The following is a 22271-nucleotide window of genomic DNA, read 5'->3' on the forward strand; positions in this document are numbered from 1 at the left end:
ATCGCGAGGATGACGAGCAAGAGGATCAAGATCCCGAATAGCCCCGCGCTCCACATCCCGGCGCCATTCATCATTCCATTGTCTCCCATCATTACCTTCTCCTTGCCAAGCCCATGTCTATTTCGCCGGATGAATCTGATCGATGACATAAGTTCCGTCAGCGCCAGGGAGCAGCCTGAGGTCGATGAAACGGACCGCCACCGCGACCGACATGTTGATGGCGAATTGCGGACCCCAACCAAGTGTTTCTTTTTGACGAACTCGCGCTGTTCGGAGGCCTGCGGTCGCAGGATATGTATATGAATAAGGCCGCGAAAGACTTCGCGGACACCAGGGCATCCGCGACGCCAATGACAGGCACTTCTTTCCTGACAACATCACTTCTTCGCGAATTTTTCGACCTGCCGCGATGGCGGCCAACGATAGAGGGCGGAGAAGGCCGCTTCCTCGATTGCGTCGCGCCACACCCGGCCAAGCTCGAAGAATTGTGACACGCCATCGATGACCCGACGTTCCTGCGCGATATAATCGTCATCGTCGGGAAGTGGATGACGGCCTCGGCGCACGGTTTCGGCCAAGCCGGCGACTCCGTGCATCCAAGGAGAAAATTGCTCCGACCAGAGGTATCGATTTGTGCGCATCGGATGCGTCCAGCGAAGGTAATTTGCGGTCCATGGGTTCGAAACAGCCCTGACCCAAGGGCTAATCCAAGCGGAATAGAAGGCGTCTCCCGCTTGCGAGATTCTTTGAACGCGTTCGAACGCGTCGATCGGATGGTCAAACTTCAAATCCGACACTTCGCGCGGCTCGAAACGGAGCGAATATTTCGGCAGGCGGCAATCGGGATCGCCGCCTGGATTGTCGATCTTCATCTCGTAAAGGCCCGGGGCGAGGGCTTCGATCTCGGCAAGCCCTTCGAGAATAGCGCGATGCTCGAAGCGAGCGATCTTCGCGGAGACGAAGATGCCGAGATGGCCGACGTGAGGATTGGTCAGATAAATGATCCGTTGTCCAGCGGCCTTCAAGTCCGCTGTGTCTTTATAAACGGCGGGAATCCAACCAAGCGCCTGATGCGGCGGCGTGATGTTGTCGCCATAGGAGGCGAAGATAACGAGAGGGTTCTTGATCTTGCGCAGATCGGCGAAGCAAGCCTCGCAGATCCGGAACAAGCCCTGTTCGAGCTCATTGCCGATGAACAAATTCTCGACGATGGCGAGAATTTCCTCGCGAGTCAGACTGTGGAAGCCGCCCCACCAGCGTTCAAAATCGAGGAAGCGCTCGCGCTCGTCGTCGATGTGCGTGAAGAGATGCGCATATTTATCCCAAAGCGCATTGCCCGGCTTCAGCGTCTCAAAGTTCTGCGCGAGCCAGGCGCCGTCGAAGCGGCCGTCGCCGAGATCGGCGATAAAATGCGTAAGCCAGACGCCGCCCAGCAAGCCGGCGGCGAGACGGGCCGGATTGACGCCGGCGTCTCCGGCCCAATAGGACAGCGGCGAACCATTAAGTACGGCCGGCCCGACGAGCCCACGGCAATCGGCCGATAGCAGCGTGATCGCCCATCCAGCTTGACAATTGCCGTAGAGCACGGGCGGTTTGCCTGGATGGCGCCTGGCGACCTCCTCGACGAAGCGGCGCAGCGCATGCAGCACGTCCATCAGCGTTTGGTCTTGGCAGGGCTCGGGAAAGAAGATCACGAAATAGACGGGATGACCTTCCAGTAACGCCAGCCCGACTTCTGATTCCCGTTTGAATCCGCCGATCCCCGGACCGTGGCCGGCCCGCGGATCAACGATCAGCACCGGCGGTTTGTTGTCGTCGACACAATCTCTGGCGCGACATCCGGACGCCTCGGTAATACGCAGCAACGCGTAATTGACCGGCCGCTCGAAGGTGCGCGCGTCAAGCAGCAACTCCCATTTGAAGTCGAGCAAAGCCGGAAGGCCGAGCCGCTCGTGTTCGAGGAAATTGTCGGCGCGCTGACGCAAGGCATCCCAGAATAGCACCGTCCGCTCGGCGAAGTCTTGGGCATAGGCCGGTAAGTCGGCGAAATTACCACCCTCCGATGGCGCTGAAGGCTTTTTGTTCGTTCCCGCCGCGGCGACGAGCGACCCGGCCTCGACCGGGGTAACGGCTTGGCGCATCGGTTCTTCCGATGGCTTGACGTTCGATGCTTGCTTTGTTGTCATCATCTTCGTGCTCCTTCAAGCGCCGCCCGGGACCAATTCACTTCTTGCTCACTGGAACGAGCGAATCCGTTCGGATAGTTCGGGATGAAAGCAGTCGTCGACGCCATGTAGGCTCGATAAGCGTCGCTGCGAGACTTGCTCTTCGCGCCGCACTATTTTCCCATTTCGGGCATGGGCTCGGTTTTCATCTGGCCCGTCCCCATCATCCCGCCGGGCGACATTCCCGTCATCGCCATCATGCCCATTCCCATATGCGGACCGAGCAACTCGTCGGCGATCTTTTTCTGTTTGTCCGACAAAGCCGCATAAAGCGGAACGACGGCCGCCTTGATCGTCCTTAGGCCGTCGAGACGGGCCGTGAGCAAGCGCTCCTGCTGATCGATACGATCGATCGCGGTCGGCGGCTGCTGAGCCGAGCCCGGACCCGTCATCGAGCCGCGCATGTCGGCGAGCTTTTGCGCATGGACCCGCATCGCATCGGCGAAGGCGCTCCAGGCGCTCGACTGCGCATCGGTGATCTTCAGCTCAGCGCGCAGGAAAGCGATATGGCCTTCGACGTGGTCGATCATTCCCATCCCGTCCATGCCGGAGCCGGCCATTATCATCATCATCCGCATCATGAGCATCATATCCATGCCCTTTCCGCCGCCCATCATTTTCATCATCGGCGCCCCGCCCATCCCGCCCTGGACGGGCGGACCAGCGGTCGGCGCTGGCGCGGCCGCAGGCGCTTCGCTCTGCGCCGGATGATGCGCGTTGTGGTCCGCCGGACTCTGGGCCCAAGCGAGAGGGGCGATCGCCAGTAGGCCAAAGGCCAGCGGCAGGGTTTTGAGTGCCGTTTTCATTATTTCCTCTCCTCTTCGTCGGCGAATGCGTCTTCACCGGAAGCTTTTCGAAAATGTCGGCGTCGCAGTCCTGAGCCGCGGCCATCGTCCGGGCGCCGACGTTCGCGCGAAGCGAATCCGCAGATGCGAGTTTCGCAGCTGGCTTTTCAATCGCTTTGGCGCTCGATGCTTTTCTTGCCATCGCCATCATCGCGCTTCTCCAAGCGCTGCGAACAGCCAAATCACCGCCTGTTTTTGCGATCGGGCAGGCCGGACACCGAACGTTTGGGGATGAAGGCGGGCACGGCGGCCATATAGGCGCGATAGGCCTCGCCGAACTGTTCGATCGAGGCTTGCTCCTCATGCCGCGCCAGCCGGGCGTAGACCCAGGTCATGACCGGGAACATCAGCAGGGTTGGGACTGTCGGCCATTGCAACAGGAAGCCGGCCATTACCGCGACAAAGGCGACATATTGAGGGTGGCGGATTCGGGCGTAGGGACCGGTCGTTGCGACCTTGCCGGCGCGTTGCGCCTCGTATAGCGGTCGCCACGAATAGCCGAGCAGGACGAATCCGGCGCCGATCAGCAAACTGCTCAATATATGCAGCACACTGAAATGCGGATTGCCTTTGAGGCCGAGAAGCGTCGACCACAAATGGCCGGAATCGTGAGACATCAGGTCAAGGCCCGGATAACGCGCCGCCAGCCACCCGGACAGGAAATAGATCGTCAGCGGGAACCCGTACATTTCGGTGAACAGTGCAAGGACGAATGCCGAGAACATTCCCAGCTCGCGCCAGTTCTTCTTCCAGCCGCCGACGCTGAAACTCGTGGCGAAAATAATGAAGAAGAGGGTATTGATGATGACGAGCGACCAGAGGCCGTAAGCGGGAGCATCGTGTGTCATGGCTGGACGTCCTTCGTCGAAGCGCTGTCGCTGGCGGGTCCGGCGCTTTTGCCGTGGTCTTGATGGCCGCCGTGACCGCCATGTCCGCCATGCATGAACAAGTGCATCAGCGGACAGGCGAGGAGAAAGGCGAACGGCAGGAAACCGAACAAATGCGCCGTGTGCTCGGTGACGAGGTAGAAGGCGCCGATCGCCAGGAAGCCAATTAGAACCCATCCGGCGGGCGTCTTCAGAAAGGGACGCTGATCGGCGGGTGGTTCGAAATGGTCGTGATGTTGGGACATGGGGTTTCTCCGCTAGTCGTGTGCGATAAAATGGATGCCGGCTTTTAACCTAAAGCGCGGCGTTTTCAGGAAGTTTCGAGCCTCCCGCGATTCCGTCTGATCGCGAAGCACTCAAACGGGAGGGCTCCCCGGCATCGCTCGCTGCGAGAAGGTCAGCGTCCATCCTGGGACGTCGGCGTTTATCACACATACCGAGACCCAGAGCGGCGCTCCCTCATCCGCTTTGTCGGTGCTGATCTGCTCCATCATTGTCGGCCATTGCGATCCGTTCAATTGCAGGGCGAAAGCGGGCGCGGCGCCCGTCATGGCGAGCACCGCGATGCGGGGTTTTGATTTCAACATTTGATTCACCTGCCATTGAGTCCGCATTTTGTGGGCGTTCGGTGAATCTCAGCCGCCTTCGCGCCTGCGGGTATTGATCAGCTTTTTGGCGTTTCGTGCCGTCGAGCCCGCCGATAGAGATGGCCACAGTGTTGCGTTCGTGACCAACAGTGGCTAGGACCCGCTTTGTCGGCGCGAATCTTCTCCATCATTTGCAGAAATTGCGGCCCGCCCATGTTCATGGCGAAGGACGGAGCCGCGCTCGCCATGGCCAGCGCGAAAGTTAGCGCGATGCGGGATTTTGATTTCAACATTTGATTCACCTGCTAATGAGTCCGCATTTTGCGGGTCTTCGGGGAATCTCAGCCGCCTTTGCGCCTGCGGGGCGTGATCAGCTTTTTGGCGTTTCGCGCCGTCGACCGCGAGCAGGGTATGCTCGCGAAAAGTCACGACGAGCGCCTCTTCTTCGTCCGTCAGGACCGTTGATTTCGGGGCTTTCGGACCGGTCTTCACATCAGCGGTCGAGCCGCGCTTTTTACACTTCTCGACCGTCTTGGGCTTGATCCCGTAGCGCTTGGCCAGCGTCCTCAAGCTCTCTTGACTATTTTGTATTGCTCGACGGACTGCCTCCGTCGTTGTGGCGCGACCGTGAAGAATTTGCCCCAAAGCGCATTCCTCCATTCAGGAGAAAAGTTTGCACCATAAAGTCCGGGATCAAACACCGAGTGACCGGCGGCCGGCTTCACGATCGCCGATGGGATCGCAGCCGGCGCGCCTTATGCGACGGTCAATGGTTCATGCGAAAATCGATGATTTTCACTTCGCCTTGATCATTGGCGATCTCGATGTCGACCGGATCGCCCTTGTGCAGCATCGTAAGATGCGTGGGATCGGCAACAGGGAAGGTCATCGTCATCGCCGGCATCTGGATTTTCGGAATCGCTCGGTGCGTAACGGTCAGCTTGTGTCCTGGAACATCAGCTTTCTTCACACGCACAGACACCCAGAGCGGCGTTCCCGGGGCCGCTTTGTCGGCGCGAATCTTCTCCATCATTTGCAGGAATTGCGGTCCGCCCATGTTCATGGCGAAAGATGGAGCCGTGCTCGCTATAGCCAACGCAAAAGCCAGCGCGATTCGGGATTTTGATTTCAACATTGTAGTCTCCTCTGCTCATTGCCGACGTTAGCAACTTAACAATACAAAAACACAAAAACAATCTTTAATACGTGATCTAGATCAATATCATGTTAATAAAAATCATAAGTTATTTTACATGCGTATATCTTTACTGCTTACGAGGCAGTATTTACTTGCAATGACATTGTCATGAATTTGGGTGGCGAGCGCGCTTGATTTCGCGCCGCGCCGCGCCCGCCGGTTGGCGGGCAAAAAATCCAGCAACGGGGCGGCTTTCGGGGCGGCGGGTGATCGACGCCGGCCAAAGTTTGCGACGAACTTGCTGCGACAGGCGCGGCGTCGAGCCAGCCAACCATCGCCACGCTTTGTTCCATCGCTAGGTCGTCAACGCAAAAAAGAGCGCATGACGTCATCAAGGCGCATTTGGGGCAATTGTCGACGGGACTTTCCGGACAGCAGGGCGAATGATCGGCCATGCCGATCACCTGGTTTTGCTGCATCGCGCCATGCGCTGATCCAGCCATTGGCGCCAACAGCAGCCCCAGAATCGCGAAGCTTAGGAGCAATTGCCGAATGGCCGGAAGAACCCGCAAGCCGGAGTTCCACATCATTGGCGCCTTCATTAAGGCGCGCAGCGGTTCAAAGAGCGAACCGCCTCGCGCCCGTCCATTTGGCCGACATTTTTGACGCGGGCTCATCACAACTTCACACGACGCAAGCGGGCCGCATTGGTGATGACGCTGACAGACGACAGCGCCATCGCCGCGGCGGCGATGATCGGAGAGAGCAGAATCCCGAAGAACGGATAAAGCACGCCGGCCGCAACCGGCACGCCGAGAGCGTTGTAAACAAAGGCGAAGAACAGGTTCTGGCGGATATTGCCCATGGTCGCCTGCGAGAGCCGCCGCGCCTTGACAATGCCTGTGAGATCGCCCTTGAGCAGCGTCACCCCAGCGCTCTCGATCGCTACGTCGGTTCCGGTTCCCATCGCGATGCCGACATCCGCCGCGGCCAGCGCCGGAGCATCATTCACTCCGTCACCGGCCATGGCGACGATCCGCCCCGCAGCCTTATAACGCTGAACGACCGAACTTTTCTGGTCGGGCAGCACCTCCGCTTCGACATCGTCGATCCCGAGCCGGCGCGCGACCGCCTTTGCCGTCGTCCAATTGTCGCCAGTCAACATCACGACCTTGACCCCGGCCGCCTTCAATGCGGCGAGCGCTTCCGGCGTCGAAGCTTTCACCGGGTCGGCAATCGCCAGCGCGGCTGCGACGCGGCCGTCAATCGCGGCGAAAATCGCCGTCGCGCCGTCCTGGCGCAGGCGCTCCGCCGCCTCGGCAAGCGGCGCGGTGTCGATCGACTGTTCTTCCAAGAAGCGCGCATTGCCGAGGACGAGACGCCGGCCCTCCACACTGCCGAGCGCGCCGCGTCCGGTCGGCGAGTCGAAATTCTCGACCGGCGCGAGCGCCAGGCCGCGCGATTTGGCGGTGGCGACAATGGCGCGGGCGAGCGGATGTTCGCTCGCCACCTCCACGCTGGCCGCCAACCGCAGGACGTCAACCTCCGCGAAGCCTTCCGCGGTGACGATCGCTGTAACCGCTGGCTTGCCTTCAGTCAGTGTGCCGGTCTTGTCGACGACGAGCGTATCGACCTTCTCCATCCGCTCCAACGCTTCGGCATTCTTGATCAGCACGCCGGCCTGCGCGCCTCGCCCGACGCCGACCATGATCGACATCGGCGTGGCGAGGCCCAGGGCACAGGGGCAGGCGATGATGAGGACGGCCACGGCGGCGATGAGGCCGTAAGAGTAACGTGGCTCCGGGCCAAAGATCGACCAGGCTGCGAAAGCGAGCGCCGCGATGAGGATGACCGCAGGGACGAACCATCCCGCGACCTGGTCGGCAAGGCGCTGTATCGGCGCGCGCGAACGCTGCGCCTCGGCGACGAGCTGGACGATCTGCGCCAGCATCGTGTCTCGTCCGACCTTTTCGGCAGTGATCACCAGCGCGCCGCTCTGGTTTATTGTCCCGCCGATCACTTTCGCCCCGATCTCCTTGGTCACCGGCATGGATTCGCCCGTCACCATGGATTCATCGACCGCGCTGCGGCCTTCGACCACCACGGAGTCGACAGGCACCTTCTCGCCAGGCCGGACCCTTAGGCGGTCGCCGACGGCGACCGCTTCGAGGCCGACTTCCTCCTCGCCGCCGCCGGCTTTGATGCGTCGCGCCGTTTTCGGAGCAAGGTCGAGCAAGGCGCGGATCGCGCCGCTGGTTGTTTCACGCGCCCGTAATTCAAGAACCTGGCCGAGCAGAACCAAGACCATAATGACCGCGGCAGCCTCAAAGTAGACCGCGACCGAGCCTTCAGCGTCACGAAACCCCGCAGGGAAGATCTGTGGCGCGGTTGTGGCGACGACACTGTAAATCCAGGCGATGCCCGTACCCATCGCGATGAGAGTGAACATGTTGAGCTGGCGTGTCACAACCGACCGAGCGCCGCGCACGAAAATGGGCCAGCCAGCCCAAAACACGACGGGGGTGGCGAGAACGAACTGAATCCAGTTTGATGCCGAATGGCCAAGGACAAGCTTAAGCCCCGTCAGATGCCCACCCATTTCGAGAGCCAGGACCGGAAGCGCGATAGCGAGGCCAATCCAGAACCGGCGCGTCATGTCGACAAGTTCGGCGCTTGGACCTGTTTCCGCCGTGGCCAGAACAGGCTCCAAAGTCATGCCGCAAATCGGGCAATTGCCTGGCCCGGCCTGACGGATTTCCGGATGCATCGGGCAGGTATAGATCGTCCCCTCCAGGACAGGCGCTGCGGGCGCCTTTTCGGGCGCCGATAACGCAAAGCGTTCGGGCTCGGCGACGAATTTCGTGCGGCATCCCGCCGAACAGAAATAATAAGCCTCGCCGCCAAAATCAGCGCGATGGGCGGATTTCGCCGGATCAACCGTCATGCCGCAGACGGGATCCTTGACGGCCGCCGCCGCGGCGCGCATCGGAGCGCCATGAGCCTGATGGTCGTGCGCGCCATGATCGTGGCCTTCATGGGTATGGTTCATTGAATTGCTCCGCAAATGACGAGCCTTTTCCGCATCGCATTGGAGATGGCTAGAGCCCTCAGCCGACGCGTCTTCTCACAACCAACGCGGCGGCTTCTCAGCCGAGGATTGGTTGAAAGGGCGAGCGAGTCCGACGCGGCTGCTGCGCGCGGAAGCACCGCGTCAAGAAGCGGAGGGAGGCCGCGAACCAAGCGGCAAGAACAATGGACATGGGGGAAATCCTCGGCCGAATAGCAGGCGGCGTCGCCCTCGAAAGGACCTACGCCGATGGCAATCGTTCAGAGGAAGGATTTGGGCGGATCAAGAGGAGACGACGGGTCGGTGCCCTTGATGTCCAACGGCTTCAGCTCGCCAAGGCGAGCGACGACGCCGGCCAGCATGGGAAGCAACTGCGCAGGCGCGATAACGCAAGCAGACGTGCAACATCCTGCGCCGGAGCAGCATGTGCAGCTAGAGGTAGAATGCTTTTGATCGCCGACGCAGGAAGATACGAAAAAAGCCGCCGCCGTGAACATGCTCGCCCCGGCTTTGACGCCTGCGGCGCTTGTCGCGTGCAATGAAGAAGCGGGCTTCGAGGCGATGCCGCGCGCTTGAGACGCCGCGCCGACTATGGAGTATTCATCGTGTGGATGACCAGGGTGAGCGGATGCAGCCGTCGGTCCAAGCGCAAAAAGGGCCGCGAAAAGGGCCGCCAAAATTAAAAGCACGCGAGAGGCGTTTAGCCGTTTCAAAACTCACCCCTGTTTCAGCATACTTTATACCACCTCGATTGTGGCAAGGCCAACGGAAAATGCCGGAGTTGCAAAGAACAAATTAATTGGTTTTGCCGCGGATCGTCTTTGATGCACTCAACAATTTACGCCTAGGCTAAACGTCTGTTTCAAGGAAATTGCGTAGCCAGTGCTCCTGAAATGGAGCGGCGGAATTTAAATTTCCGTTCGCAAGGCGCCAACTTTTTCGGCCCCAGCTTGACGAAGCGCCGATGCACATCTTTGGCGGAGCTGACCGAAACGATTCATGGGCGACGATCCTGGCAAATCCTGATATAATCGTATGTGGGGCGCAGTGAATGACGAAAAAAAACACGACGGAAGACGAATCGTACAAGAAGGCTTTGCACGAGGCGCAAGTTGAACTGGTCAAATTCCAGAAGCACGTCATTGAGAACGAGCAAAAGGTTCTTGTCATTTTGGAAGGGCGGGACGCCGCCGGAAAGGACGGCGCGGCCAAGCGCATCACCGAACATCTCAGTCCGCGCGAAACTCGTATCGTCGCGCTCGGCAAGCCATCAGACATTGATCGGAAATCCTGGTATTTCCAGCGCTATGTCCCGCATCTGCCGATAAGCGGCGAAATCGCGATCTTCAACCGCAGCTGGTATAATCGCGCCGGAGTCGAGCGTGTCATGGGGTTCTGCACGGACGCAGAATACGAGCAGTTCATGCACGCCGCGCCGATATTCGAACAATTGCTTGTCCATTGCGGCGTCACAATCATCAAATACTACTTGGACATAAGCCGCGAGGAGCAGGAACGGCGTCTCGATCGACGCCGCGTCGACCCGCTGCGTCAATGGAAGATCAGTCCTGTCGACGAAAAAGCGGTCAAGCGTTGGAAACTTTATTCGGAAGCGCGGAACGACATGTTCGCCAGAACCCACAGCGTGTTCGCGCCATGGATCATCATCAAGGCCGACGATAAAAAGGCAGCCCGTCTGAATATTATTCGCGATCTCTTGTCGCGCTGCGAATATCCCGGCAAGAGGCATCATGGCGAATTGCCGGACCCCAACCAAGTGTTTCTTTTTGACGAACTCGCGCTGAAAAACGGCGTAATTGCGCCTTGAACGAGGAGACAGACGGGCTTTCGGAGGCCTGCCGTCGCGCGATATGTGTTCGGAAGAAGGCCGCAAAAGACTTCGCGGACTGAACCGCCTCGGGTTTGCCGGAGGCCGCTTTTGTTAAAATTACGCCGCCATGGCTGATTGCTCCAGCATAGCGTAATAGCGTTCTTCAGCCTCGGCTGGCGGGATATTGCCGATCGGCTCCAGCAATCCGCGCTGATTGAACCAGTCGACATTCCAGCGTCGCGAACTCTACAGCCTCAAAACTCCGCCAAGGGCCGCGTCGATGGATGACCTCGGCTTTGTAAAGGCCGTAGTTCGTTTCGGCGAGAGCATTGGCGTAGGAATCGCCAAAGCTTCCGACCGAGGCCTGTCTTTCCTGCGCGATATAATCATCATCTCGGCGAAAGGGATGACGGTATCGGCGCACGGCGGCTTTGCGGTCGAAGTCAGACATCCTCACCACTCATGTTCTGGCGAAGCTGTTCGGCTCCCACCGGAATTTCCGAGGTCCATCGCCCTCCGCGTCCAGGATGGAACACGGGGGGCGGCATCGATGTGACAGGCGGCCAGCTTCACGATCTCCGACAAGACTCGCAGCTGGCGCGCCTCATGCGAAGCTCAATGCTCCATACGAAAATCGATGATTTTCACTTCGCCGTTTTCGTTAGCGACCTCGATGTCCACCGGATCGCCCTTATGCAGCATCTTAAGGTGCGTGGGATCGACAACCGGGAAGGTCATCGTCATCGCCGGCATGTGAATTTGCGGGATCGCTCGGTGCGAGATGGTCAGCTTGTGTCCCGGGACGTCGGCGTTCTTCACGCGCACCAAGACCCAGAGCGGCGTTCCCGGAGCCGCTTTGTCGGCGCGGATCTTCTCCATCATAGACAGCCATTCCGGTCCGCCCATTCTACCCATGGCGAAAGCGGGCGCGGCGCTCGTCAAGGCAAGCACGAGAGCCAGTGCGATGCGGGATTTTGATTTCAACATTGTAGGTCTCCATTAATCGAGGCCGCACACCGCGGTATCTCGCGGAACCGGCGGCGTCTTTGCGCCGACCGATTGATGACAGATTTACTCTTGCTTTTCTGGTTGTTTGGCCGATTCAAAAACTCAAATCAATCCATACCTCATGCGGAAGTCGACGGCGGAAGTACCATCTTTCTTCCTAGCACCCTAAATATCGTTAGAATTGCCTCCACGCAACGTGCCAAGGCGCCAAGGTGCGTCGAACCCACGAATGGGAAAGTCTTTTCTATCTCATTCATGCCGATTGATCGAGTGCCGGTATGCAAGTCGCAAATCTACTGCGATTGCTCATTGAGTATATGAATTTGATAGTTCTGTCTGGTCGCCAGGCCCTCTTGCGCTTGTCGACGCTTCGTAGAATTGTTGGCCGTCGCGTTATGATGGCCGGCTTCGACAGGAATGAGCACCATAACAATACAAGCCTCAGAGTTTTGTCCGATTGGGCCGTACGTCGCTCCAAGTTTTCCATATAACATAGATTGCCGGATAGATAACCAGCGTCAAGATGAAACTCGTGACGATCCCGCCGACCATCGGGGCGGCGATTCGCTTCATGACGTCGGAGCCGGCCCCGCTGGACCACATGATCGGCAAGAGGCCGAGCAGAATCGCGAGGACCGTCATCATTTTGGGCCGCACGCGCTGTACGGCGCCTTCCATGACCGCGCCCTCCAGTTCCGCGATGCTATTCATCCGCCCTTCCCGTTTCCAGCGCTCATAGGTCACATCCAAATACAGAAGCATAACCATCCCGGTCTCGGCGTCGACACCAGCCAAGGCGATGATCCCCACCCACACCGCGACGCTGAGGTGATAGCCCAATAGCCACAACAGCAGAAACGCGCCCACAAGAGAAAAAGGCACGGCAATCATCACGATCAGAGCTTTGGTGAGCGACCGGGCGTTGAGGTAGAGCAACAAAAAGATGACGGCCAGCGTAACGGGAATGACATACCGCAATCGCTGACCCGCCCTTTGCATCCCCTCGAACGACCCGCTCCATTCCAGCCTGTAGCCTGGGGGCAGCTTCACCATCTCGCTGACTATTTTTCGAGCGTCATTCATGTAGCCGCCGGTATCCCGGTCCGCGACATCGACATAGGCGTAGCCCACCAGCTGCGCCGCTTCGCTCTTGATCAGGCCAGGACCTTCGACGAATCGCAGCTCGGCCAGTTCCCCCAAAGGCACTTGGACGCCTGTAGGCGCAGCAACCAGCACCCGCTTCAACTTGCTCACATCATCTCGTAGTTCACGCCCGTAACGGACGTTCACGGGATAGCGCTCGCGGCCTTCGATTGTTTGGGTGAGATTCGTCCCACCGACCGCCGCCTGGATGACTTCCTGCACGTCCATCACCGATAGCCCATAGCGGGCGATGGCGTCGCGGTCGATGTCGAAGTCAAAATAGTGACCCTGGGTCACACGTTCCGCAAAAACGCTTCTGGTCCCCGGGACCGTTCGCACGGCGGTTTCAACTTGAGATAGTATCCGGCCTATTTCCGCAAGCTCCGGTCCAAATACCTTCACGCCAATGGGCGTTCGGATGCCGGTGGAGAGCATATCGATGCGGGCTTTGATGGGCATCGTCCAACTATTCGAGAAGCCCGTCATCTTCGCGTTCAGCGCCTGGTTCATCTCCCCGACCAACTTATCGGGGGTCATGCCCTTCGGCCACTCATCGGCGGGTTTCAGGTCAATGATTGTCTCGACCATTTCCAGCGGCGCGGGGTCGGTCGCCGTCTCGGCCCGGCCCGCTTTGGCGAAGACGCCAGCAACTTCCGGGAAGCCCATCAAAATCCGGTCCTGCTCCTGAATTGTGTCCTTCATCGTCTGGATCGAAGCCGCCGGCAGCGTCGCCGGCATAAAAAGCACCGTTTCCTCCCACAGCGGCGGCATGAATTCGCTGCCAAGGCTGTTGTAGATCGGCACGATGGCGGCGATGGCGAGGACCGAGATGACGACCATCGCGTAGCGCCATTTCAATGCCAGCTTGGCGATCGGGTGGTAGATCCAGATCAAGAAACTATTGATCGGATTTCGCTCCTCGGCCGGAACCTTGCCCCGGATCAGCAGGACCATGAGGAATGGGGTAACGGTGATCGACAGCATGGCCGCAAAGAACATGCTGAACGACTTGGTATAGGCGAGCGGCCTGAACAACCGCCCCTCCTGATCCTGAAGCGCAAATACCGGCAGGAAGCTAACCGTGATGATCAAGAGTGAAAAGAACAGCGACGGCCCCACCTCTTTGCCGGCGTCTATTACGACTTCCAGGCGCGGTCGGCGCTCCTCGGCGGGCTTGGCCTCCTCACGTTCGATGTGTTTGTGAGCGTTTTCGATCATTACGATGGCCGCGTCCACCATCGCCCCGATCGCGATTGCTATACCCCCCAGGCTCATAATATTGCTGGTCAGCCCAATCCACCGCATCGCCAGCATCGCCATCAGGACCGCCAGAGGCAGAGTGATGATCGCGACTAAGGCGCTGCGGATATGGAACAGGAACACGAGGCAGACCAAACTGACGACCAGGCTTTCTTCGATGAGCTTCTGCCGCAGCGTCTCCACCGAATGGTTGATCAGCGTCGATCGGTCGTAAGTGACAACCAGCTCGACCCCTGGCGGCAAAGTCGGAACGACCTTTTCCTTGATGGTCTGTTTGACGTGTTCCAACACGTCGTAGACGCTCTCGCCGAAGCGGACGATAACGATGCCCCCGGCGGCGTCGCCCATGCCGTTATAGTCTGTCACGCCGCGGCGGATGTCCGGGCCGATTTGGACGAAACCTACGTCCCGCACAAGAATCGGCGTCCCATCGGGCTGCGCTCCGAGCGCCACTTTCTCAATGTCGGCGGGTTTCTGAAAGTAGCCCCTTCCGCGCACCATGTACTCGGTGCCGGTGAACTCCAATACGCGTCCGCCCACTTCTTGATTGCCGCGGCGGACTTGCTCGACCACTTTGTTGATCGGGATCTTATAGGCCAGTAGCTTGTCGAGGTCGATGGTGACCTGGTATTGCTTCACAAAGCCGCCCACGTTGGCTACTTCCGCCACGCCGGGAACAGCGCGAATCTGGTATTGCACTTGCCATTGCTGGAGACTGCGGAGGTCAGCGAGCGAATGTTTCCCCGTCTTGTCAATCAAGGCGTATTCCAAGCCCCAACCGACGCCGGTCGCGTCTGGCCCGAGCTGCGGTGAAACGCCCGTCGGCAGCTTTCCCGCCATGCCGCTGAGATATTCCAACACCCGACTGCGCGCCCAATACAAGTCGGTGCCGTCCTCGAAGATGACATACACCAGGGACTGTCCGTAGAAACTGCTGGCCCGCACCGCCTTTACCTTGGAGGCGGAGAGGAGCTGTGTCACGATCGGATAGGTAATTTGGTCTTCGATGATATTGGGGCTGCGATCTTCCCAGTCGGTGGCGACAATTACCTGCACATCCGAAAGGTCGGGAAGCGCGTCGAGCGGCGTGTTGTAGACCGCCCAAAATCCGCCGCTAACAATTGCGACGATAAACAGCAGAATGATCAGCGTGTTGCGGGCGCTGAACTCGATGATGCGGGCAATCATGGTGAGCTTTCGTTTATTGGCGCTTGCACGGAGAAGGCGTCAGTGCTGCATCTTGGAATGATCGGGTTCCTTCGCTGGGGAGCCTTTCTCAGGCATTCCTTTCATCTCCTGCGGCTTCGCGGAGGGTTTTTTGCCTCCGGACGCGTCACCGGCGTCCATCCCGGGCATGCCCGCCATGCTACCGCCACCGGCCTGCAACTGGCTTTCGGAGTCGATCAGGAAGTTGGCCGACGTGACGACTTCATCACCGGCGTTAAGCCCCTCGAGAACCTGAAACCTGTCCTCGAACGGCAAAGGGCTGATCTTGATTTGCACTGGCAGGAAGCGACCATCCGAAACAGCGCGAAAGGCGATGTTTCGCTCGCCCGTGCGGATCACGGCCGACACTGGGACGGTCAGGCCGGTCCCCATCGCGTGGCTAATCAAGATATGACCGAACATGCCGGGCTTGAGTTGGCCGTCGGTATTGGGCAATTCCACTCTCACTTGCACCGATCTGCTCATCTCGTCGACAACCGGATCGACGAACACAACCTTGCCCTTAAACTGCTGCATTGGCAGAGACGGCAATGTGACCGTTACCGGCATTCCGAGCTCGACATGCGGCAATTCGTATTCAAAAACCTTGCCCTGCACCCACACCGTCGAAAGGTCGGCGACCATATAAAGATCGCTTTGGGCCATGACATATTGACCTTCGAACGCCTTTTTCTCCAGGACCGTCCCTGAAATCGGGCTACGCAAGGTTAATGACTTGCCTGGTTTCCCGGTTGCCTCCAACGCCTTGATCGCATCGGATGGCACATCCCAAAGCTCCAGCCGCCGACGCGCGGTCTCCAACACGATCTGTTGATCCCCAGCGTTGGCGAGACCGGACTTGGCTGCACGCAGCGCAGACAGAAACTCCCGCTCCGCGGCGAAGAACGCCGGGCTGTAAATCGAAAGAAGGGGGTCGCCCGCCTTCAACTTTTGACCGGTAAAGGAGACGAACAGCTTTTCGACCCAGCCTTCCGTTTTCACGTGAATATGGACGAGCTTGGTTTCATCGGGGCGTATAATACCGACGGTTCTAATGATCATCGTCAGCGGCGTCTCGGTCGCCTTCCCCAGTGTGACCCCGATGCGTTGTTGGACTTCCGGGGCAATACTGACCTCGGCGTATCCCTCCGGCTTCGGGTTGACCGTTGCGCCGGCGGCAGCGGGCCTTGGCTTTTCCATGCCAGGCATGTCCATGACCGGCGCTGGGTTCTCTTGCCCGCGACTGTTCTGAACGGCGCTCAAGATCAGCGGAACCGTCAACACCAGTCCGATCAGGCTTCTGTATCGCTTCGTCGACATGGGATTCCTCACTGTGATCAGGCGTCGGCACATTATCGCGCGGCGAGAGAATCCTGCGGCGCCATAGGCTGGCCGAGCGTCTCTATGTCCACGCCGGCAAGCGCCTCGATCTCCGCGAGCCGTTTCTCCCGTTCGATCCGGACTTGGGCAACCATGAGGCGGATCCCGATATATGTTCGCGAGCTGTCCATCAAATCCGCGAAGCCGACCGATCCCGCCGCATATTCCTGCCGGGAAATGTTGATCAACTGCTGCACGGAGGGCACGATAGAGCGCCGATAAAGCTGCATTTGCCGTTCCGCATTGCGCATGATGACGAGGTTGGCCACGAAGCTCGAAGCGCGATCGTGCTGCGTTTGCCGGAGAACGGCTTCCGACGAACGCGTCATGCTCTCGGCGTCTTTGATCATGGCGCGAATCGCCGGCGCCGTCGTCGGCAGCATAACCATCGTTCCAAGAACTTGCGCAACATTGCCAGTGAGACTCGCGGAAGGCGCAAAATCAGGCAGAAAGCCTAGCCGCGCCAGTTCCACGGCATCCTTCCGTCCCTCGACCTGCCGGGCAAGCGCGGCCAGTTCCGGGTTCTGGTCGACGGCCGCCGCTATGAGCCGGGCATCACCGACGGCGACTGGACGCGGCGGCGGCAGCACCGACGGAAGCACGAGCGAAGCGCCGGGATCGCGGGAAAGCATCCCGTTAACCGTGGCCCGCATCGATTTCGCGTCAGCTTCGACGTTGTATAAATCGTTCTTCGCCAACTCCTTGTCGGTCAGAGCCTTCACCATATCCTGCACAGGACCGCCCGCTTGCGAGCGCGCGGCGGCTGACTCGGCCACGAGTTTGAGAAGATTCAGATTGTCACGCTGAATGCGGACTTTTTCTTCGGCCAGCGCCAAGTCGAAATACGCGGAAAGCACCCGCCGCTGGAGGTCGAACTTGACCGTGCGAAACTTTTCGCCTGCCTCCCTGGCCGCATCGAGCGCGACCTTGCCGGCGGTTTCCGTTTTGATCGGCAACGACAGCGGCACGGACGGATCGAAGCCGCCGCTGACTGTCGTGCGATTCCATGTCGTGATGTTCTCACGCGAAAACATGTAGCTGAAGCCGATCGTGGCGTTGCTGTTGGGCCAAGTCGCGGCCCGGTCGATCCGGGCCAAAGCCGCCTTCCACTCGAAATAGGCCGACTCCAATTCGCCGTTGGCGACGAAGGCCCGGAGTAAAACGTCGCGCCAACCTGCCGGCTTCGGCAGCGTGGGCAATTGACAAGACTCAATCGGCGGCTCAAAGCGTGGCGAATTCGCATCGAGCTTTGCCTGCTCCTGCATCGTGCCCTCCGGCGCGAGAACGCAGCCGCTCAGCCCCAAAAGCATCGCCATACTCAGGCTGGCGATCGCGGCGCCCCTTAGCGCTTGTTTGCGGATTGGCCGCCCAAGGCCGGAATATGTTCGCACCGGGCCTTCCGGGCCGCACTCGACTTTCGCAGGTTCTTCGCCCGGACGAACAGCGCGCCACATGGCAAGCATGACCGCATGCTGCCGGTAGGCCATATCGCCAAAGATCCTGAGATCGAATGTGTCAAAATGCCTTGCAGCACGGAGCGTTCGACAGCGCCTGGGCAGGTCCGGTGTGATAGTGGGTCGGACGCGGTTCACCCGCCCGCATAACAGCCGGGCATAGAGGCAGATCGCTTGCAGCATCATCTCCAGCCGAGAACGAAAACCGCCGCGGGCAATCTTTAGCCAGGGATGTCTGGGGCCGAAAGTCGAAGCGGACGAGCCCAAAGTCGCGCGCGCCGAATATGACGCAACTCCGTCATAAAACTCCGGGATGGCCAAATGTCGATTGCTGGGCTTTGCCGCAGGCGGTCTCATTCACGCGCACCCCGTTAGTTGTTGACGTCTCGACTTTTTTGATCTCGGAGGCAAAATGGTTAATTGCGTAAGTGATTCTGGTCAACGGGGATTCCTTCGAATTACGTGAAAATTTAGGCTCCAAGAACCATGGCTTGGACTGCATTGGCCCGGAGCAAGTTCAGTGTAATCGCGTGCGAAATATGAGCGGGTTGAAATATGAAGCGTGCCTCTGATCGAGCGGAGACTTTCCGCGGATAATAATATTACGTTTGCGACGGTGTTTTTAAAGATCTGCTTGCTGGACAAGACGCTCAATGGCAGTTTTGGCCTTTGGCGGGGTTGCCCTGGCTTCGGTTCACACGAATTTTTCGAACCCGCCTGGATTATTGGCCCCACATGAATGGCCGCGCTAAAATGCGCGAAATCGAGTAAGTTAACCCTTCTCGGCAAAACAAAACTCCGGAAGCAATAGATGCAGTTGCAGCCCACGAGCGATGGAAAGGTTGTCGCGATCCGCGGGGCGGTGGTTGATGTCGCATTCGCCGCTGGCGAATTGCCTCCAATCGAAGACGCGTTATTGATTGAAGACGCCGAGAGCCGGACGGTCATGGCCGAGGTTCAGGCGCACCTCGACGAGAAGACGGTTCGCGCCATTGCGCTTCAGGCCACGACCGGCTTGCGGCGCGGAGATTGCGTTGTGAGGGTTGGCGGCCCGGTCGCCGTGCCGGTCGGGGACGACGTTTTGGGCCGGCTGATCGACGTCACCGGCCGTATCTGCGACAATGGGGGTGAACTGCGTCCGGACGTCCCACGGCGGCCAATCCACCGCGCGCCGCCGCCCTTCGCCTCGCAAACCGGCGCGTCCGACCTCTTCGCTACCGGAATCAAGGTGATTGACCTGCTGGCGCCGCTTGCGCAAGGCGGCAAGGCGGCGATGTTCGGCGGCGCCGGCGTCGGCAAGACGGTGCTGGTGATGGAGCTTATCCACGCCATGGTCGCGAGCTACAAAGGCATTTCCGTTTTCGCCGGCGTCGGCGAACGCTCACGCGAAGGGCATGAAATGCTGCTCGACATGACCAATTCTGGCGTGCTCGACCGCACGGTTCTCGTCTATGGCCAGATGAACGAACCTCCGGGCGCCCGCTGGCGCGTGCCGATGACGGCAATGGCCATAGCCGAATATTTCCGCGACGAGCGTCATCAGAACGTACTGCTGCTGATGGACAACGTTTTCCGCTTCGTCCAGGCGGGCGCCGAAGTTTCGGGCCTGCTCGGCCGGCTGCCGTCGCGGGTCGGCTATCAGCCAACGCTGGCGAGCGAAGTCGCCGCCTTGCAAGAGCGGATCGCCTCGGTGGGCGACGCCGCCGTCACGGCGATCGAGGCCGTCTATGTGCCCGCGGACGATTTTACCGACCCGGCCGTGACAACCATTGCCGCCCATGTCGACAGCATGGTTGTCCTGTCGCGCGCCATGGCGGCCGAAGGCATGTATCCGGCGATTGACCCGATCGCGTCGTCCTCGATCCTGCTCGATCCGTTGGTCGTCGGCGAAGACCATGCGTACATCGCCATCGAAGTGCGGCGCGCCATTGAACATTACCGCGAACTGCAGGATGTGATTTCGCTTTTGGGGATGGAGGAACTCGGCGCCGAGGATCGACGGATCGTCGAGCGGGCGCGCAAGCTGCAGCGCTTTCTGACGCAGCCCTTCGTCGTCACGGAAGGCTTCACCGGCGTTCCCGGGCGCTCGGTCGCGGTCGCCGACACAATCGCGGGATGCCGCGCGATCCTGGCGGGCGAATGCGACGGCTGGCGAGAGAGTTCACTCTACATGGTCGGAACGCTTGGTGAAGCACGTGAAAAGGAAGAGGCTGCGCGCACTGGGGACGCCGCGCGGCCGATCAGGGAGGCGCCAGCCGCATGAACGATTCGCTGAACCTGACCATCTCCACGCCGGCTTCCGTTCTGGTCGATAGCGCCAAAGTCCAATCGATCCGCGCCGAGGACGAAAGCGGCGGCTTCGGCATACTTCCCGGCCACGCCGATCTGCTGACCGTTCTCCCCGCTTCGGTTGTGCGCTGGCGCGAAAGGGATGGCGTCGCCCATTTTTGCGCGCTGAAGAGCGGCGTGCTGACAGTGACGGGCGGCCACCGCGTCGCCATCGCCTGCCGGGAAGGCGCGATCGGCGACGATCTGCCGACGCTCGAAGCGCAGGTGCAAGCCTTGCGCGCCGCCGAGACCGACGCCGACCGCCGGGCGCGCGTCGAACAAATGCGCCTGCACGCGCGGGCTGTGCGCCAGCTGATGCATTATTTGCGCGGCGACCTTAAGCCGCTCACGCTCGACGGTGACTTGCCATGACTAAGGTTTTGGAGCCCGAACCGCCAGATGGGCTAGCGGGAGCGGCGCGACGCGCGGAAAAACGATCGCGCGAGGGAGCGAAGAATCCGGAACCGTCGCTCGGCGCGCGTCTGGGACAGATCGGAATTCTCGGCTGGACCATCGTGCTGCCGACCCTGCTCGGCGTGTTCATCGGCCGCTGGCTCGACCACACCCTCGCCACGGGCGTATTGTTTTCGGCCCCGCTGATTATGATTGGCGCGATCATCGGCCTGTGGTCGGCATGGAAATGGATGCATCGGTCATGATCGATGCTCTCGTCGCAACGGCGCATGGCGGCGCTTCCTACGCCAACGGATTGAACGCGCTTTTCGGCCTGGCGGTTGGGGCGCTGCTTGGCTTGGCGCATTTCGGCTCGCTGTGGTGGAATACGCGACTGTATGCTGATGGCGGCTTTCTTCGGGCTTTGGCGGTTCAGCTTGGCCGTTTCGGTCTGTTGATCGTCGTTCTCGCCGCGCTCGCCAAAATTGGAGCGCCCGCCCTGCTTGGCGGCGCACTCGGCGTGTTTTTTACGCGCGGGCTCCTTCTGCGCCGCCTCGGGAGAACGAAGTGATCGCTTCGCCGCTCACGCTTGATCCAGTCTTTTCGATCGGTCCCGCGCCGATCACCGAACCGGTTCTCGTCACCTGGGCGATCATGATCGGCCTCGGCGGTTTCGCCTTCCTCGTGACCCGGCGCCTGAAACTGGTTCCGTCAAAAGCCCAGACGGTGCTTGAAACCGTAGTTGGCGCAGTCGACGATCAAATTCGCGACACGATGCAGACCGAACCCGCGCGATACCGCGCGCTGATCGGCACAATCTTCCTCTATGTGCTGATCGCCAACTGGTCGTCGCTGGCGCCCGGCGTCGAACCGCCGACCGCCCATCTTGAAACCGACGCCGCCCTGGCGTTGATTGTGCTTGGAGCGACCATCGTCTTCGGCATTGGAACGCGCGGTCTTGGCGGTTATCTGAAAACTTTCGCCGAACCGACCTGGGTGATGATCCCGCTCAATGTCGTCGAACAGATCACGCGCACATTCTCGCTGATCGTCCGCTTGTTCGGCAACGTCATGAGCGGCGTCTTCGTCGTCGGCATTGTGCTGACGCTGGCGGGTCTGCTCACGCCGATTCCGCTGATGGCGCTCGACCTGCTGACGGGGGCGGTGCAGGCCTATATTTTTGCCGTGCTGGCCACCGTCTTCATCGGCGCCGCCGTTGGTGAAAGCCATGAAATCGCTCTAGAACCATCCGAGCAGAAACGGAAGCAGCCATGAATGAGATCCAGATCGTCAGCATATTGGCGGCGGCCATCGCCGTGTCCTTCGGGGCGATCGGCCCGGCACTGGCGGAGGGGCGCGCCGTCGCGGCGGCGATGGACGCCATCGCGCGACAGCCCGAGGCGGCGGGAACCTTGTCGCGGACTCTGTTCGTCGGCCTGGCGATGATTGAGACCATGGCGATCTATTGTCTGGTGATCGCGCTGCTGGTCCTGTTCGCCAACCCCTTCGTGAAGTGAGC

Annotated in this window: 18 protein-coding genes and 2 pseudogenes; 7 read left to right on the plus strand and 13 right to left on the minus strand. The window is 59.8% G+C overall.

Annotated elements, in window-relative coordinates; all coding sequences use genetic code 11:
- Nucleotides 1-377: 377 nt before the first annotated feature.
- From QZ409_RS00030 to QZ409_RS00065, 8 genes and pseudogenes are all read right to left on the minus strand, one after another.
- On the minus strand, nucleotides 378-2141 hold the full coding sequence (locus QZ409_RS00030) for a DUF3141 domain-containing protein (protein ID WP_296706002.1): 1764 nt from the start codon (nucleotides 2139-2141) through the stop codon (nucleotides 378-380).
- Nucleotides 2142-2338: 197 nt separating this feature from the next.
- Nucleotides 2339-3031 carry a Spy/CpxP family protein refolding chaperone gene (locus QZ409_RS00035; RefSeq protein WP_296706003.1) on the minus strand — a complete coding sequence of 231 codons (693 nt, stop codon included), beginning with the start codon at nucleotides 3029-3031 and terminating at the stop codon, nucleotides 2339-2341.
- Nucleotides 3032-3252: 221 nt separating this feature from the next.
- The gene (locus QZ409_RS00040; protein WP_296706004.1) at nucleotides 3253-3918 is read right to left on the minus strand and encodes an isoprenylcysteine carboxylmethyltransferase family protein; all 666 of its coding nucleotides are present in this window, start codon (nucleotides 3916-3918) and stop codon (nucleotides 3253-3255) included.
- A complete protein-coding gene (locus QZ409_RS00045) occupies nucleotides 3915-4202 on the minus strand; it encodes a DUF2933 domain-containing protein (protein ID WP_296706005.1) in 288 nt (95 codons plus the stop codon). The genes QZ409_RS00040 and QZ409_RS00045 overlap by 4 nt, the downstream gene beginning before the upstream one ends.
- Before the next feature lie 111 nt (nucleotides 4203-4313).
- Nucleotides 4314-4544, minus strand: coding sequence for a hypothetical protein (locus QZ409_RS00050; protein WP_296706006.1), 231 nt, complete (start codon nucleotides 4542-4544; stop codon nucleotides 4314-4316).
- A 393-nt stretch (nucleotides 4545-4937) separates the two neighbouring features.
- Nucleotides 4938-5189: pseudogene (locus QZ409_RS00055) on the minus strand (IS481 family transposase); the annotation flags it as partial.
- A 121-nt stretch (nucleotides 5190-5310) separates the two neighbouring features.
- Entirely contained in the window at nucleotides 5311-5679 is a 369-nt protein-coding gene (locus tag QZ409_RS00060) for a copper-binding protein (protein WP_296706007.1), read from the minus strand.
- Between the two features lie 679 nt (nucleotides 5680-6358).
- Nucleotides 6359-8731: a heavy metal translocating P-type ATPase gene (locus tag QZ409_RS00065; RefSeq protein ID WP_296706008.1), complete on the minus strand. Its 2373-nt coding sequence runs from the start codon at nucleotides 8729-8731 to the stop codon at nucleotides 6359-6361.
- Between the two features lie 1069 nt (nucleotides 8732-9800).
- Here QZ409_RS00065 and ppk2 point away from each other — a divergent pair.
- Nucleotides 9801-10577 (plus strand): polyphosphate kinase 2, encoded by a 777-nt coding sequence (gene ppk2, locus QZ409_RS00070; RefSeq protein ID WP_296706009.1) that lies wholly within the window; start codon nucleotides 9801-9803, stop codon nucleotides 10575-10577.
- 120 nt (nucleotides 10578-10697) lie between these two features.
- Here ppk2 and QZ409_RS00075 read toward each other — a convergent pair.
- From QZ409_RS00075 to QZ409_RS00095, 5 genes and pseudogenes are all read right to left on the minus strand, one after another.
- A pseudogene (locus QZ409_RS00075) lies at nucleotides 10698-10941 on the minus strand (IS3 family transposase); the annotation flags it as partial.
- A 254-nt stretch (nucleotides 10942-11195) separates the two neighbouring features.
- Complete coding sequence (locus QZ409_RS00080) at nucleotides 11196-11567, minus strand: copper-binding protein (protein WP_296706010.1); 372 nt, start codon at nucleotides 11565-11567, stop codon at nucleotides 11196-11198.
- Between the two features lie 462 nt (nucleotides 11568-12029).
- Nucleotides 12030-15179 carry a CusA/CzcA family heavy metal efflux RND transporter gene (locus tag QZ409_RS00085; RefSeq protein WP_296706011.1) on the minus strand — a complete coding sequence of 1050 codons (3150 nt, stop codon included), beginning with the start codon at nucleotides 15177-15179 and terminating at the stop codon, nucleotides 12030-12032.
- A 39-nt stretch (nucleotides 15180-15218) separates the two neighbouring features.
- Complete coding sequence (locus tag QZ409_RS00090; RefSeq protein ID WP_296706012.1) at nucleotides 15219-16517, minus strand: efflux RND transporter periplasmic adaptor subunit; 1299 nt, start codon at nucleotides 16515-16517, stop codon at nucleotides 15219-15221.
- 32 nt (nucleotides 16518-16549) lie between these two features.
- Nucleotides 16550-18214: a TolC family protein gene (locus tag QZ409_RS00095; protein ID WP_296706013.1), complete on the minus strand. Its 1665-nt coding sequence runs from the start codon at nucleotides 18212-18214 to the stop codon at nucleotides 16550-16552.
- Between the two features lie 628 nt (nucleotides 18215-18842).
- Between QZ409_RS00095 and atpD the strand changes: the two genes are divergently transcribed.
- From atpD to QZ409_RS00125, 6 genes are read left to right on the plus strand one after another with little or no spacing between them, the layout of a single operon-like run.
- A complete protein-coding gene (atpD, locus tag QZ409_RS00100) occupies nucleotides 18843-20294 on the plus strand; it encodes a F0F1 ATP synthase subunit beta (RefSeq protein ID WP_296706014.1) in 1452 nt (483 codons plus the stop codon).
- On the plus strand, nucleotides 20291-20731 hold the full coding sequence (locus QZ409_RS00105) for a F0F1 ATP synthase subunit epsilon (protein ID WP_296706015.1): 441 nt from the start codon (nucleotides 20291-20293) through the stop codon (nucleotides 20729-20731). The genes atpD and QZ409_RS00105 overlap by 4 nt, the downstream gene beginning before the upstream one ends.
- Entirely contained in the window at nucleotides 20728-21018 is a 291-nt protein-coding gene (locus QZ409_RS00110; RefSeq protein ID WP_296706016.1) for an AtpZ/AtpI family protein, read from the plus strand. The genes QZ409_RS00105 and QZ409_RS00110 overlap by 4 nt, the downstream gene beginning before the upstream one ends.
- Nucleotides 21015-21323 carry an ATP synthase subunit I gene (locus QZ409_RS00115; protein ID WP_296706017.1) on the plus strand — a complete coding sequence of 103 codons (309 nt, stop codon included), beginning with the start codon at nucleotides 21015-21017 and terminating at the stop codon, nucleotides 21321-21323. Before QZ409_RS00110 ends, QZ409_RS00115 begins: the two co-directional genes overlap by 4 nt.
- Nucleotides 21323-22027, plus strand: coding sequence for a F0F1 ATP synthase subunit A (locus QZ409_RS00120; protein ID WP_296706054.1), 705 nt, complete (start codon nucleotides 21323-21325; stop codon nucleotides 22025-22027). The genes QZ409_RS00115 and QZ409_RS00120 overlap by 1 nt, the downstream gene beginning before the upstream one ends.
- Complete coding sequence (locus QZ409_RS00125; RefSeq protein ID WP_296706018.1) at nucleotides 22024-22269, plus strand: F0F1 ATP synthase subunit C; 246 nt, start codon at nucleotides 22024-22026, stop codon at nucleotides 22267-22269. Before QZ409_RS00120 ends, QZ409_RS00125 begins: the two co-directional genes overlap by 4 nt.
- Nucleotides 22270-22271 lie beyond the last annotated feature (2 nt).

This window comes from Rhodoblastus sp., assembly GCF_019449565.1.
Lineage (GTDB): Bacteria > Pseudomonadota > Alphaproteobacteria > Rhizobiales > Beijerinckiaceae > Rhodoblastus.

What these genes read in the sequence shown, in the direction of transcription:
- QZ409_RS00030 (WP_296706002.1), bottom strand. Translation starts at nt 2,141, where the DNA reads ATGCGCCAAGCCGTTACCCCGGTCGAGGCCGGGTCGCTCGTCGCCGCG.
- QZ409_RS00035 (WP_296706003.1), bottom strand. Translation starts at nt 3,031, where the DNA reads ATGAAAACGGCACTCAAAACCCTGCCGCTGGCCTTTGGCCTACTGGCG.
- QZ409_RS00040 (WP_296706004.1), bottom strand. Translation starts at nt 3,918, where the DNA reads ATGACACACGATGCTCCCGCTTACGGCCTCTGGTCGCTCGTCATCATC.
- QZ409_RS00045 (WP_296706005.1), bottom strand. Translation starts at nt 4,202, where the DNA reads ATGTCCCAACATCACGACCATTTCGAACCACCCGCCGATCAGCGTCCC.
- QZ409_RS00050 (WP_296706006.1), bottom strand. Translation starts at nt 4,544, where the DNA reads ATGTTGAAATCAAAACCCCGCATCGCGGTGCTCGCCATGACGGGCGCC.
- QZ409_RS00060 (WP_296706007.1), bottom strand. Translation starts at nt 5,679, where the DNA reads ATGTTGAAATCAAAATCCCGAATCGCGCTGGCTTTTGCGTTGGCTATA.
- QZ409_RS00065 (WP_296706008.1), bottom strand. Translation starts at nt 8,731, where the DNA reads ATGAACCATACCCATGAAGGCCACGATCATGGCGCGCACGACCATCAG.
- ppk2 (WP_296706009.1), top strand. Translation starts at nt 9,801, where the DNA reads ATGACGAAAAAAAACACGACGGAAGACGAATCGTACAAGAAGGCTTTG.
- QZ409_RS00080 (WP_296706010.1), bottom strand. Translation starts at nt 11,567, where the DNA reads ATGTTGAAATCAAAATCCCGCATCGCACTGGCTCTCGTGCTTGCCTTG.
- QZ409_RS00085 (WP_296706011.1), bottom strand. Translation starts at nt 15,179, where the DNA reads ATGATTGCCCGCATCATCGAGTTCAGCGCCCGCAACACGCTGATCATT.
- QZ409_RS00090 (WP_296706012.1), bottom strand. Translation starts at nt 16,517, where the DNA reads ATGTCGACGAAGCGATACAGAAGCCTGATCGGACTGGTGTTGACGGTT.
- QZ409_RS00095 (WP_296706013.1), bottom strand. Translation starts at nt 18,214, where the DNA reads ATGCTGCAAGCGATCTGCCTCTATGCCCGGCTGTTATGCGGGCGGGTG.
- atpD (WP_296706014.1), top strand. Translation starts at nt 18,843, where the DNA reads ATGCAGTTGCAGCCCACGAGCGATGGAAAGGTTGTCGCGATCCGCGGG.
- QZ409_RS00105 (WP_296706015.1), top strand. Translation starts at nt 20,291, where the DNA reads ATGAACGATTCGCTGAACCTGACCATCTCCACGCCGGCTTCCGTTCTG.
- QZ409_RS00110 (WP_296706016.1), top strand. Translation starts at nt 20,728, where the DNA reads ATGACTAAGGTTTTGGAGCCCGAACCGCCAGATGGGCTAGCGGGAGCG.
- QZ409_RS00115 (WP_296706017.1), top strand. Translation starts at nt 21,015, where the DNA reads ATGATCGATGCTCTCGTCGCAACGGCGCATGGCGGCGCTTCCTACGCC.
- QZ409_RS00125 (WP_296706018.1), top strand. Translation starts at nt 22,024, where the DNA reads ATGAATGAGATCCAGATCGTCAGCATATTGGCGGCGGCCATCGCCGTG.